We start from the raw sequence: 12,869 nt of genomic DNA, 5'->3' as shown, positions 1-12,869 counted from the left end.
GCGCCACCGTTGAACCGGGCGGGCCGGTGGGGCCAGTGGCCGGGCGGCGGCCAGCCCGCACCCCGTGGGGCGGATCGCGTCAACCCCACGCGGCGTTCCCTGCCGCCACCCGCGAAGGCGGGTCGGCTTCGCGTCGGGAGAACTTCACCCCACCGGATAAACATGGTGCGATCCGGGTGAATGGCTGATGAAGAATCGCTCGTTGTGTGATCAAGATACTAGTGCGAAAGAGTGGACGGCGAATCACCGACCAGGTGCGAGGTAGTGCCGATGGTCTGTCCTGCCTTGCTCTGTTCAGGTGAAAATATCGCAGCGGATGTCTTTTCTGTCGGGCGCGAACTCTAAAGTCGCGCCGACCTCAACGAGAGCTGCCCCGACAGGAAATTCGTGATGAATCAACTATGGGCGCACAGTCGCAACGACAAGGGCGAACGGCACACCCTGCGGGACCACCTGATCTCAACCGGTGAGCTCGCGGCACGCTTCGCCGAGCCCTTCGGCGCCGCGCCGCTGGCCCGAGCCCTGGGGCTCTTCCACGACGCGGGGAAGGCCAGCTGCTCCTGGCAGGAAGCCCTGCTGGCGGTGGAGGGGCAGGACCGCCGGACCGGGGTCCCGCACAAGGAGTTCGGCGCGGTGGCCCTGCGCGGCCCCGCCCACGTCGCCGCCCTCGCGGTGCTCGGCCACCACGGCGGCCTCACGCGGCCATCGGACCTGTCCGACCTGCCCGACTTACCCGCCGAGGACCCGGAAACCCTGCGTCGTTTCCTCGACGCGGTACCCGAAGCCAAGGACTTCCTCTCCGGCGGCAACCTCATCCCCGAAAACTGGCGCCGTTGCCAGTCCACCGCCGAGGTCGGCATTCGCCTGGTGTTCTCCGCGCTCGTCGACGCCGACCGCCTCGACACCGGCGCGCACAGGGCGGGGACCGAGTTCACGGTCCGGCCCGCCCCCGACATGGAACAGCTCTGGAAACGGTACGACCAGGAACGGGTGAACGTCCTCGCGAAGCGCGCCGCGAGCGGGAAACGCGCCGACCCGGTCGTCGACACGGCCCGCGAACAGGTCTACCAGTACGCGGTGCGCGCCGCCGAGCGGCCCGGCGGCCTGTTCAGGATGGCCGCACCCACCGGGTCGGCCAAGACGATGGCCGCCGGGGCCTTCGCCCTGCGGCACGCCGCCCTGCACGGCAAGTCGCGGGTCATCGTCGCCGTCCCGTTCACCACGATCACCGAGCAGAACGCGGGCCAATACCGGGAGCTGCTCGGCGCCGATGTGGTGCTCGAACACCACTCCTCGGTGGACCTGGACACCGCGCCCCGCTGGTACCGGCCGGCGGCGGAGAACTGGGACGCCGACTTCATCGTGACCACCACCGTCCAGCTGTTCGACTCGCTGTTCGGCCGCAAACCCCAGCGGTCCCGCAAACTCCACCGCCTGGCGAACTCGGTCATCGTCCTCGACGAGGTCCAGGCCCTCCCGCTGAGCCTGCTCACCCCGATCCTCGACGTGCTGCGGGTCCTCGCCGAGGAGTTCGGCACCACGGTGGTGCTCAGTTCCGCCACCCAACCGGCCTTCCAATCGTTGCCCGTGTGGAAGGACTTCCCGGTCACCGACATCGTCCCCGACCCCACACGGCTCTTCGACGACCTCCGCAGGGTCCGCTACGAGTGGTGGTGCGACCCCCGCCCCACCCTGGCCGAGGTCGCCGAGGCAGCCCTCGACGAACGGCAGTGCCTCGTGGTCGTCAACACCACGGGCAACGCCCGCACCGTCTACCGGCACGCCAACCCCGACGAGACGTCCCCGCACGTCCTGCACCTGTCGGCCCGGATGTGCGGGGCCCACCGGCAGCAGGTGCTCCACGAAGCCAACCGCCGCCTGGACGCCGACGAGCCCGTCCTCCTGGTCTCCACCCAGCTCATCGAGGCCGGCGTCGACATCGACTTCCCGGTCGTCTACCGCGTGCTCGCCGGCGCCGACGCCGTCCAACAGGCCGCCGGCCGCGCCAACCGGGAGGGCACCTTGGGCCGGGAGGGCGGCCGGGTCGTCATCGTCGTCCCCGAGGACGGCGGCTATCCCGGCGCCGAGTACCGGGCCCTCGCCGAACAGACCAGCGTCCACTTCTGGGCGGGCCAGGACCCCGACCGGCTGGACGCGCTCGACCGCTACTACCGGGGCGTGTACTCGGCGCTGAACCTGACCGAGAACCGCCGCGCGAACGCCGTCCAGCGCGGGCGGGCCGCGTTCGACTACCAGTCGGTGGCCGAGGGCCCGCTTCTCGACGCGGGCGGCGCTGGGACGGCCAGGGACCGGGAACTCGCGTTCCGCATGATCGACGAGGACACCGTCCCCGTCGTCGTCGACTTCCACGGCAAGAACAAGGACCACAAGGGAGAGGGACCGCGCCTGGTGGAACGCCTGCGCTCGTCGGCGAACCCGACCCCCCAGGACTTCCGCGCGGTTCAACCCTATGTGGTCCCACTGCCCCGGGCGTTGCTGAACCGCCCCGACATCCGAGCGATCTGCCGTCCCGTCGTCGGCGACCTGCACGAATGGGCTGGCGACTACCACGAGGCGTACGGCATCGACACGACCGACATCGTTCAGGAGGAAGTGTGGTGAAACCGAGTTCCCCGCGCGAGGAGTGGGACCCGGTGGTGGTGCAGGTGTGGGGCGACGCGGCCCTGTTCACCCGCCCCGAACTCAAGGTCGAACGGGTCACCTACCCGGTGATGACGCCCAGCGCGGCCGTGGGCGTGCTGGAGGCGATCTTCTGGAAACCGGAGTTCGACTGGCGGGTGACGGCGATCGAGGTGCTGCGCCCGGTCCGGCAGTTCACCCAGCGCCGCAACGAGACCAGCGACCTGCCGCCGTTGGCGGAGGCCGCGAAGGGTGAGCGCCGCGTCGACACCGCCGCCCACCGGGTCCAACGCTTCGCGCTGTGCCTGAAGGACGTCGCCTACCGCATCCACGCCCAGGTCGAACTCCGACCGCACGCCACCCACCGGGCGGAGGCCTACCGCGACCAGTTCCGGCGCCGAGTGCGGCGGGGAGCCTGCTTCCACCAGCCCTACCTGGGCACCCGCGAGTTCTCCGCCTACTTCGGCCTGCCCGACGACACCCCCGCCGTCGAGACCTACACCGAGGACCTCGGGCTCATGATCCACAGCATCGACCACTCCACCGAACCCCCCACGGCGCACTGGTTCCACGCCGAGGTCGTACGGGGACGGATGAACGTCCCGCCCTCCGGGGTGGCGGTGCCCCGGGCCACCCCGGTCGGCGTGGGCGGAGGTGCCTGATGCTGGTCAAACGCCTGGTCGACCATGCCCAGCGCCAGGGGACGAGCAAGCCGTTCCACCGGGAACGGGAGCTGCACTGGCAACTGGAGATCAGCACCGCCGGCCGCCCACCTCTCCTCACCCGGGTCACCGACCCGGCGGCGACGAGGCCGGGGCGGGGGGTGAGCCGCCAGGTCCCCGCCGTCGTCCGCACCGTGGGCATCTCCCCGAACCTCGCGGCCGACGACATCCAGTACGTGCTCGGCTGGGCCGACGAGAAGACGAAACCCGAACGGGCCGCGAGCTGCCACGCGGCCTTCGTCGACCTGGTCACCCGCTGGGCCGCCGACCCGGCGGCCCAGGACGACACCCTCGCCCAGGCGGTGGCCGCCTTCTACCAGCAGAACGGGCCGCACCGGGTCGCGGAACCAGAGGGCTGGACGTCCAAGCAGGGCGTATTGCTCGTCGTCGACGGTGTCCCGGCCACCGAGGCGTCCTCAGTGGTGCCGTACTGGTCCACCGAAGTCGCCCGGCGCAAGGCCGGTGGCGCCGCCACCGGGCTGTGCCTGTCCTGCGGCACCGTCGCTCCGCTGGTCGACACCGTCCCCGGCAAGGTGCCGAAGAAGCTCGTCCCCGGCGCCTCCAACGACGCCGCCCTGGTCAGCGTCAACGAACGGGTCTTCGGCTACCAGCTGACGACCGGCCTCACCCACACCCCGCTGTGCATGGTGTGCGCCGACAGCATGACCACCGGGCTGGTGGCCGTGCTCTCCAGCGACCACACCTCCAGCTACGCCCGACAGGACAGCAAACTCGCCTGGTGGTACAGCGGCCCACCCGAGACCGACTGGATGGCCCAGCTCGAACAACCCGACCCGAGCGCCGTCTCCCGGCTCCTCACCTCCCCACACGAGGGGAAGGCGGTCGCCAACGGGGGGAAGGACCTGACCCGCTTCCACGCCCTCACCGTCAGCGGCAACATCGCCCGCATCATGGTGCGGGACTGGGTCGAGATGCCCCTGCCCGAACTCGAACGGAACATCAGGTCCTGGTTCGAGGACATCGAGATCGTCCGGGCACGCGGCCACGACCGCCCCCTCCGGCTGTGGACGCTCGTGCTGGCCACTGGCCGGTGGCAGCCCAAGCTCAAGGCCTACGCCGAGATGGGCAGCAAGTCCTCCCGCCGGCCCGAGCGGCTGCACCGACAGCTCGTCGCGACCGCGTTGCGGAACACTCCACCACCCCCGGAACTCCGCCACCACCTGCTGGCGCGCATCACCAACGACGGACGAGTGGACGCCTACCGGGCGGCGCTGCTCCGCCTCTCCCTCGTCCGCCAGTACGGAAAGGACCACGTCATGCCCGGTCTCGACGAGACCAACACCGACCCCGCGTACCTGTGCGGGCGGATCTTCACCCTCCTCCAGCGCATCCAGCGCACCGCGTTGGGCGATGTCAACACCAGCTTCGCCGACCGCCACTTCGCCGGTGCCCTGAGCAAGCCGGACCAGGCGGTAACAACCGGCTTGCGGGAGGCGCAGCCCTGGTTGAAGAAGTTGTGGCGCGACAAGACCAAACGCGGCCTGTCGGTGCGCCTCGACCGGGAGCTGGCCAGGATGACCACGCTGCTTGAGGCCGCGGCGCTCCCCGCCCGCTTCACCACCGCCCAGCAGAGCTGCTTCGTCCTCGGCTACTACCACCAGAAGGCCAGGTACGACGAGGAGATGCTCGCCGCGTTGGAGAAGAAGAACAAGGAGGCGGAAGGCGGGCCCGACGCCGAGCCCGACACTCCCTGAGCGTTCCCAGCCCAACCCGGCCCCGATCCACCTGACGAACCCACTGGCAGGAGAACCATGAGCAACGCCGTACCCGCACACCTCGACCCCACCGTGCGGCACGACATCGTCTTCTACTTCGACGTCACCGACGGCAACCCCAACGGCGACCCCGACTCCGGCAACCGGCCACGCCTGGACCTGGACACCCAGCACGGCCTGGTGACCGACGTCGCGCTCAAGCGGAAGATCCGCAACACCCTGGCGTTGGCTGGCGACGGCGACCCCCGCTACGGGATCTTCGTCGAGGCGGGCCACGCCCTGAACACCAGGCTCCTGGAAGCCGCGAGCGCCAACGGCGCCGAGGAGGAGAAGATCAGCACCGAGCAGGTCATGAACACTCGTGCCTGGCTGGCGAACCGCTACGTCGACATCCGCCTCTTCGGTGCGGTGCTCTCCACGGGGAGCAAGGTCACCAAGCGGCTCGGCCAGATCTACGGTCCGCTCCAGGTGACGATGGCGCGCAGCGCCGACCCGGTGAGCCCGGTCGACCACGCGATCACCCGCGTCACCCAGACGAAGAAGGAGGACATCGACAAGGGGGAGAGCACCGAGATGGGCGGCAAGTGGACCGTCCCCTACGGCCTCTACCGCGCCGAGCTGTACTACTCGGCGGCCCGGGGCAGGCAGACCGGCGTGGACAGCCGTGACCTGGAGCTGCTGTACCGGTCGATGACGATGATGTTCGACCACGACCGTTCCGCGACGCGCGGCCGGCTCGCCCCGCGAGGTCTCCACGTGTTCAGTCACCAGGACGCCTTCGGGAACGCCCCCGCCCACACCCTGTGCGAGCGCGTGGTGGCCGAGCGGACCGAGCCGGACAACCCGCTCCCGCCGAGGTCGTTCACCGACTACAAGCTGCGCGTCGACTCCGCGGCACTGCCCGACGGTGTCACCCTGACCACGGTGCTCGGCTGACGTGATGGGGTCCTCACACTCGGAAGGGGCCGGGCCGCGGCCCGGCCCCGAACCCAGCGTCACCCTCGGAGGGTTGGAGCACTACGCCTACTGCCCCCGGCAGGCGGCGTTGATCCACGTCGAGCAGTACTTCGAGGATGATGCGGCCACGACCAGGGGTTCGCTGCATCACGAGGTCGTCGACCGCGGCGACACCACCAGGAACCGTCGCGGTGTGCGCCAGTGGAACTCGCTGCCGGTGCGCAGCACGCGGCTGGGCATCCACGGGGTCTGCGACACGGTCGAGTTCGGGCCGGACGGTCCGGTGCCGGTGGAGCACAAGTCCGGTGGCTACCGGCCTGGGGGACCGGCCGACGTGCAGGTCGCCGGCCAGGTGTTGTGCCTCCGGGAGATGTTCGGGGCGGAGGTGCCCCACGGGGTCGTCTTCGCCGGGCAACGCCGTCGGCGGCACGTCGTCGAGGTCGACGCCGCCCTGGAACGCCGGGTGGTTGACACGGCCGAGCGACTGCGCGAGCTGATCACCACCGGGACCACGCCGCCCCCCGTGCACGACAGCCGCTGCCGCCGGTGTTCCCTCCGGCCCGGGTGCGTGCCCGAGCTGCGCGCGGCATCGCCCGGGGACCCTTTCACACCACGTCCGTTGGGAGAGTGGGATGACTGAAGCACTGAGGACCCTGTTCATCTCGACCCCGGGCACGAGCTTGGGGTTGGACGGCGACGCGGTGCGGATCACCAGCCCCGACAGGCCCGGCCGGCACCTGCAACCCCTGGTTCGACTCGACCACCTGGTGGTCAACAAGGGGGTGCACGTCTCCGAGGACCTGTTCCACCGGTGCTCGGAGGACGGCCGGTCAGTCACCTGGTTGAGTCAGAACGGCAAGCTGCTCACCAGGACCTCCGGCCGGCAGACCGGCGGGGCGCGGCTCCGCATCGAGCAGGTCCGGGCCTACGACGACCCTGCCCGCCGGCTGGCCCTGGCCCGCGCGTTCGTGGCCGGCAAACTGCACAACTGCCGCCAACTGGTGCTGCGCATCGCACGGGACAGGCAGGGCGGTGATCGGGAGTTGCTGCGGGATATCGCTGCCGACCACGCCGCCACGTTGCCACGCCTGCGGGAAGCCGACGAGCTGGACACGATCCGGGGTCTGGAGGGCAGCGCCGCGCGGCGGTACTTCCAGGCGATGGGCGTGCTGATCCCGGGGGCGAACCCGGGGCGGACCCGTCGTCCACCCACGGATCCCGTCAACTGCGCGCTGTCCTTCGGCTACACGATGCTGGAGGTCGCCACCAGGGGAGCGGTCGACGAGGTCGGGCTCGACCCGTTCATCGGGTACCTGCACGACGTGCGGCCAGGCAAGGCGTCGTTGTCCCTGGACCTCATGGAGGAGTTCAGGACGATGCTGGTGGACCGCCTCGTCATCACGCTGTTCAACAAGAAGCAGCTGAGCGAGCGGGACATGGAGACCCTGCCCGGAGGGGAGGTCAGGTTCACGGAGGAGGGACGGAAAGCGTTCCTCTCCCACTGGTCCACGGCGCGGGACCGGATGTGGCACCACCCGGTCCTGGACCGGGAGGTTCCCGCGTCCACCCTGCCGCTGCTCCAGGCGCGGTTGTTGGCCCGGCACCTCCGAGGTGACACGCCGACCTACACCCCGTGGTCGGCGGGCTGAGGGGTGGAGTTGCTGATCAGCTACGACGTTGAGACCGCTACGCGGGAGGGTCAGCGGCGGCTGCGCAGGGTGGCGAAGATCTGCGAGGGCTACGGGCACCGGGTGCAGAAGTCCGTCTTCGAGGTGGTGTGCCGGCCGCAGGACTGGGTGTTGATGAAGCACCGCCTGGCAGAGGTGATCAACTCCGAGCGGGACAGCATCCGCGTCTACCACCTCGACCGGGGTTCGTTCTCCCGCGCGGAGCACATGGGGGCGTCGCGGCTGGCGCCGCACGAATCGCCTCTGGTGTACTGACGGTGCTTTCCGGAGACTGGACAGGAAGGGCAGTCGTGACAGGGAATTCCGCTGGTGCGCTCGCAGGCCGGCCGAGCCGGCCCCAGGGTGGTGCGGATCCGCGCCGTGTGCGGTGTGGAGTTCGCGCGGATCGGAAGCGTCACACGAAACGCCTGGACTCTCCTAAGCAAATCCCGGGCGTGTCGTCATCTTTGTCTGGTTTGCGGGAAGCTCGTCGCAACACGAAATGGGAAAACCGCTGTTCACGCAGCGTTGCACCGGGCCTCCGGGCCCGGTGAGGATCGCAACAGCAACATGCTGAGGTAGTCGATCGCCGCGCCCCGCGTTGCACCGGGCCTCCGGGCCCGGTGAGGATCGCAACGAGTCGGCGACCTGGGCGACACGGTCGGCGGCGGCGGTTGCACCGGGCCTCCGGGCCCGGTGAGGATCGCAACCGCAACGTAGTCACCACCGCGTGGGACGGAATCAAGTTGCACCGGGCCTCCGGGCCCGGTGAGGATCGCAACCCACACCCCCGTGATGCGCGGCTCCAACAGGACCTGGTTGCACCGGGCCTCCGGGCCCGGTGAGGATCGCAACTCTTCGGACAATCCCCCAAGCAGGTAGTTCACTGCGGTTGCACCGGGCCTCCGGGCCCGGTGAGGATCGCAACGCCCACGTCACGCCTGGCAGGTCGCAGGGTAGGCTCGTTGCACCGGGCCTCCGGGCCCGGTGAGGATCGCAACTTGCGGCGCTCAGCCAGGCTCGGCGGCTCGCTCCCTGTTGCACCGGGCCTCCGGGCCCGGTGAGGATCGCAACTTGCTCTGCCGGACACGGAGCCCGCCGGTGTTGCAAGTTGCACCGGGCCTCCGGGCCCGGTGAGGATCGCAACCTGAGCTGCTTCGCACCGATCGCATCCCTGCGGGCAGTTGCACCGGGCCTCCGGGCCCGGTGAGGATCGCAACACCGAACGCCTCTACGGAACCGGGAGGTACCCCAGGTTGCACCGGGCCTCCGGGCCCGGTGAGGATCGCAACGATGCCCCGGTGGTGGCGCTGAGCCAGCTGAACCGGGGTTGCACCGGGCCTCCGGGCCCGGTGAGGATCGCAACCACGGCAGTAGCAGCGAAACAAGCCGGGCGGCACTGGTTGCACCGGGCCTCCGGGCCCGGTGAGGATCGCAACCCTCGCACAGACCGCGGTTCGGCGGATCGCGTACGACGTTGCACCGGGCCTCCGGGCCCGGTGAGGATCGCAACCCTTCATGAGACTCGGGACGCGAAGCGCCCATCTGATGTTGCACCGGGCCTCCGGGCCCGGTGAGGATCGCAACCCCGGCCCTCGCCGAGCACGCGAACTGGTCGGTCCGTTGCACCGGGCCTCCGGGCCCGGTGAGGATCGCAACCATTCGAATATCGGCCATGCGTCCCGCCGCGCCCTCGTTGCACCGGGCCTCCGGGCCCGGTGAGGATCGCAACGCCGTGGCCGGCACTGACGGAGCGGCCTGCGCGGCCGGTTGCACCGGGCCTCCGGGCCCGGTGAGGATCGCAACTCGCTACCTGCGGGTATGTGCTGAGCGAGATCATGACGGTTGCACCGGGCCTCCGGGCCCGGTGAGGATCGCAACCCCAGTCGGCGCGTGGCGCGTCGGCGGGGAGTACCGTTGCACCGGGCCTCCGGGCCCGGTGAGGATCGCAACGTCGGCGAGGACGACGCCCAGCGGACCCGCGCCGCGTTGCACCGGGCCTCCGGGCCCGGTGAGGATCGCAACGCTACGCCGTCAAGGGGGGGGCGGCGCCGCCACCCCGGTTGCACCGGGCCTCCGGGCCCGGTGAGGATCGCAACCTCGGGCGTGGGGTCGGTGGTGGGGCGGGAGGTCGCCAGGTTGCACCGGGCCTCCGGGCCCGGTGAGGATCGCAACCTCGCGGCCAGCCAGGTACTCGTCGATTGTTTCCAGGGACTTGCACCGGGCCTCCGGGCCCGGTGAGGATCGCAACGCTGCGGCGGACCGCAGGTAGGACCGGGCGATGTCGAGTTGCACCGGGCCTCCGGGCCCGGTGGGATCGCAACTTGTTGATGCTGCCTTGGTGACTACTAGGTGCGCGCGTTGTACCAGTCTTTTCCTGACGGGACTGCGAGGCGCCGAGGCGCCCTCCAAAGGCACGACACGGTGCCTCGCGCTTTTTCGTGCGGATCGTCGTAGGCGTCAGACCCCCTCCGCTGCCCTCGCGATGAACTCTCCCGCCTCCTTCGGCGGGGTGAGCTGCGGGTCAGCAGGGAATGCGGCCGAGCAGGCGGCAGGTAGGACGCACACGAACTGATCACCACCCACCACCACGGTCACCGCTTTCCCGCCCAAGGCGGGCAAGGTGCTGACCATCAGCGATGCCACGGGTTCCGGCCCAGGCACGATCGCCGTCACGACCGCTTCCCCGTCCGCCACCAGCAGGGCACCGGCGACCCGTCGGGCCTGCATCACCGGCAGGCCCACGGGTTCCTCGGGCGCGTGTTCAGGGCGCAGGACAACGCCGAGCCGGCTGGTCTCCACCAGCACGGACACCGGCCCACACCGGGCGGGCATCCATCCGGTGATCCGTCCCAGCGCGTTCCCCGGCACGAGAAGCACCGGCTCCGATGTGGTCACCGCGCACCCCGCCTCAGGTAGGGCCGTACCCGGCTGGAACGACGAGGGAGAACGTAGGCACGGACTCGGCAGGACCGTGCTGGCGGAATGCGGGGAAGCACCGTGGTCACCGACTCCGCCACATCGACCGGGTTCACGCTCACCACCCCCGCCGGCATCGTCCGGCTGCCTCGTCCAGCACTCGCGCCAACTGACGCACCGGGCGGGGACCCAGCAGTAGCGGCCACCCCCACCCATTGCCGGCCAGCGCCAGCCGGGCGCCCCCGGTACCCGCACCGGGAACGGCGAGGGACGTCATCGCCAGGCGCAACACTGAGGACCCGACGTGCAGGGGGATCGCGAGATTCCGGCGATGGAGCAGGGCCGTGGAGAACTGTCGGGCGGCGTGCGGCGCCACCAGCCCGACGGTGCCGGCGGCGAGCAGGACCGCCGCCGACTCGTCAGCGGTGAGGGTGAGCACGACGGTCGTGGGTTGTCCGGTGGGTGCCACTGCGGCGACGCTGGCTCGCCAGGCGTCTCGGGGCAGGGTGCGGTGGGGACTGGTCACGGGCTGGGCTCCGTCCAGATGGGAAGGACTCCGGTCAGGGCCGGGATGGGGGCGGTGGCCGCGGGATCGGGGGGAGGTGCCACCGCCCCCGGCCGTCGCCCGCGCGTGCGCGGGGCGGGCGACGACCGTTCCCGGCGCGCGGCGGCGGGGCGCACCGTCGCCGCGCGGTGCCGGCCCCCGAGGGGAGGTGGGGCCGGACGGTGGAAGGGGGCGGCGGTGGTGTCGGGGTCCGCCGCCCCCGGCCGGGCGCGCCTCGGGGAGTCGGGCGGCGCGTCCGGCCTGTCCTGGGCTCGCGTCGCGAGCAGTACGGCTACGGGGATCGCGTGAGTGGGTCGGGAGGAGTTGTGTGGAGGTGTGCGGTAGTGCTGTCGCCGATCGTCTCCACGTTCTCCCTTACGTCCGATGAGGATCGCGGTGATGACCAGGAGACCGGCGATTCCCAAGACAACCGTCCCTGTGAGTAGCAGGAAGGAGGGAGATCCGGGCATGGAGTAGCCTCCTGGTCTGGCGATTTGGTACTTGAACCGACAATCGGATCAGGTCTGGTTCATGGAACATTGTTCCACTTGTTCCACCATAAAATCCTGTTCCGATCGGTGGAGACAATCGCCCGATGAGGTGGAAGGCGAACGTGATCACGCCGCGTACGCTGCCAACATGAAGCGGACTTCCAAGTTGCGTACGCCGAGGGCTCGGGCCGTTGGGCACGCGCTCAGGACCGCGCGCGAGGACGCAGGAGTCGGCGTGCGGGAGTTGGCCCGCCGGCTGAGTACCTCACACACCTGGGTTGGCCGTGTGGAGCGGGCGGAAGTCATCCTCACACCCGAGCTCGTGGCGACAATCGTCGGAGCGCTGGAACTGCCGCGTGACCAACGGGAGGCGCTCATCAGCCAGACCCGGGACCTGCCAGCCGCGTCCCCGTGGACCCCTTCAACGTCCCTTCCTGGGCAACTTGCGACACTCATCGACTACGAGCGCGAAGCAGCTCGAGTTACCTCCGTCGCCACCCTGATTCCCGGTCTCCTCCAGACTCGGGACTACGCACACGCGATGATCTCAGCGGGCACTGGATCGTACTCGTCGAAAGACCTGGTGCTGACTCGAATGGGCCGGCAGGAGGTGCTGAGAGGAAAGAACGCCCCGGAGTACACAGCGTATGTGGACGAGTCGGCGTTGATGCGCCGCGTCGGCGGGCCAAGAATCATGTACGACCAGCTTGATCACCTTATCGAGCATCCACATGCCACGATACGGATCGTTCCCCTCACGATGGGCCCACAGCCTGGGCTTCCGGTCGGAGCGATGGGAAATTTCGGCCTGCTGGAGTTCGTGGACGCTGCGCCCGTCGTGTACCTGGAGCATCTGACGACGGGAACCTACCTCGATCGTCGAGCTGACACTGACGCCTACGCGACTGCGGTCGATACGCTGGCTGGGGTGGCGTTGTCTCCTGACGACTCGGTCAAGACCATCGCCACATACCGTGACCAGTACGAAGGGCAGGCAGAATGACCACGCAGGAACTCACCGGGTGGCGGAAGGCGCGAGCGAGTGGCCCACAAGGGGACTGCGTCGAGGTGGGCGGGGCGCCCGGCGTAGCGGGTATCCGGGACAGCAAGAACCGGGGTGGTGGTGTTCTGGTCGTTGATCGTCAGGTCTTCGCGGCGTTCATCGACGCGGTGAAGCGGGATTGGGTGTGACT

At 69.7% G+C, this 12,869-nt stretch carries 11 protein-coding genes and 1 CRISPR repeat array; of the genes, 9 read left to right on the top strand and 2 right to left on the bottom strand.

What is annotated here, in order from left to right; genetic code table 11:
• The first annotated feature begins 387 nt into the window (after positions 1 to 387).
• The 7 genes from cas3 (at position 388) to cas2 (ending at position 7,998) form a co-directional block, all read left to right on the top strand.
• Positions 388 to 2,622, top strand: a complete 2,235-nt coding sequence (cas3, locus tag ACOJVX_RS14795; protein WP_418153788.1) for a CRISPR-associated helicase Cas3' — start codon at positions 388 to 390, stop codon at positions 2,620 to 2,622.
• The gene (cas5c, locus tag ACOJVX_RS14790) at positions 2,619 to 3,302 is read left to right on the top strand and encodes a type I-C CRISPR-associated protein Cas5c (protein WP_422646850.1); all 684 of its coding nucleotides are present in this window, start codon (positions 2,619 to 2,621) and stop codon (positions 3,300 to 3,302) included. The genes cas3 and cas5c overlap by 4 nt, the downstream gene beginning before the upstream one ends.
• A complete protein-coding gene (cas8c, locus tag ACOJVX_RS14785; RefSeq protein ID WP_422646849.1) occupies positions 3,302 to 5,077 on the top strand; it encodes a type I-C CRISPR-associated protein Cas8c/Csd1 in 1,776 nt (591 codons plus the stop codon). Before cas5c ends, cas8c begins: the two co-directional genes overlap by 1 nt.
• Before the next feature lie 57 nt (positions 5,078 to 5,134).
• Complete coding sequence (gene cas7c, locus ACOJVX_RS14780) at positions 5,135 to 6,034, top strand: type I-C CRISPR-associated protein Cas7/Csd2 (RefSeq protein ID WP_418153790.1); 900 nt, start codon at positions 5,135 to 5,137, stop codon at positions 6,032 to 6,034.
• Between the two features lie 73 nt (positions 6,035 to 6,107).
• Positions 6,108 to 6,695 carry a CRISPR-associated protein Cas4 gene (gene cas4 / locus ACOJVX_RS14775; protein WP_051314422.1) on the top strand — a complete coding sequence of 196 codons (588 nt, stop codon included), beginning with the start codon at positions 6,108 to 6,110 and terminating at the stop codon, positions 6,693 to 6,695.
• On the top strand, positions 6,688 to 7,704 hold the full coding sequence (gene cas1 / locus ACOJVX_RS14770) for a CRISPR-associated endonuclease Cas1 (protein ID WP_418153791.1): 1,017 nt from the start codon (positions 6,688 to 6,690) through the stop codon (positions 7,702 to 7,704). The genes cas4 and cas1 overlap by 8 nt, the downstream gene beginning before the upstream one ends.
• Before the next feature lie 3 nt (positions 7,705 to 7,707).
• The gene (cas2, locus tag ACOJVX_RS14765) at positions 7,708 to 7,998 is read left to right on the top strand and encodes a CRISPR-associated endonuclease Cas2 (RefSeq protein WP_016696754.1); all 291 of its coding nucleotides are present in this window, start codon (positions 7,708 to 7,710) and stop codon (positions 7,996 to 7,998) included.
• A 251-nt stretch (positions 7,999 to 8,249) separates the two neighbouring features.
• A CRISPR array of direct repeats spans positions 8,250 to 9,973; the repeat unit is 37 nt; unit sequence GTTGCACCGGGCCTCCGGGCCCGGTGAGGATCGCAAC.
• Positions 9,974 to 10,182: 209 nt separating this feature from the next.
• On the opposite strand, the gene ACOJVX_RS14760 is transcribed toward cas2, so the two are convergent.
• Entirely contained in the window at positions 10,183 to 10,620 is a 438-nt protein-coding gene (locus tag ACOJVX_RS14760) for a hypothetical protein (protein WP_422646848.1), read from the bottom strand.
• A gap of 139 nt (positions 10,621 to 10,759) precedes the next feature.
• The gene (locus tag ACOJVX_RS14755) at positions 10,760 to 11,167 is read right to left on the bottom strand and encodes a hypothetical protein (RefSeq protein ID WP_418153793.1); all 408 of its coding nucleotides are present in this window, start codon (positions 11,165 to 11,167) and stop codon (positions 10,760 to 10,762) included.
• A gap of 549 nt (positions 11,168 to 11,716) precedes the next feature.
• Here ACOJVX_RS14755 and ACOJVX_RS14750 point away from each other — a divergent pair.
• Both ACOJVX_RS14750 and ACOJVX_RS14745 read left to right on the top strand, forming a co-directional pair.
• Positions 11,717 to 12,679, top strand: a complete 963-nt coding sequence (locus ACOJVX_RS14750; RefSeq protein WP_103056194.1) for a helix-turn-helix domain-containing protein — start codon at positions 11,717 to 11,719, stop codon at positions 12,677 to 12,679.
• The gene (locus ACOJVX_RS14745; RefSeq protein ID WP_103056195.1) at positions 12,676 to 12,867 is read left to right on the top strand and encodes a DUF397 domain-containing protein; all 192 of its coding nucleotides are present in this window, start codon (positions 12,676 to 12,678) and stop codon (positions 12,865 to 12,867) included. The genes ACOJVX_RS14750 and ACOJVX_RS14745 overlap by 4 nt, the downstream gene beginning before the upstream one ends.
• Positions 12,868 to 12,869 lie beyond the last annotated feature (2 nt).

The organism is Actinoalloteichus caeruleus (genome assembly GCF_049311605.1).
Classification (GTDB): Bacteria; Actinomycetota; Actinomycetes; order Mycobacteriales; family Pseudonocardiaceae; genus Actinoalloteichus_B; species Actinoalloteichus_B caeruleus.
This window is presented reverse-complemented; position numbering and strand designations above follow the sequence as displayed.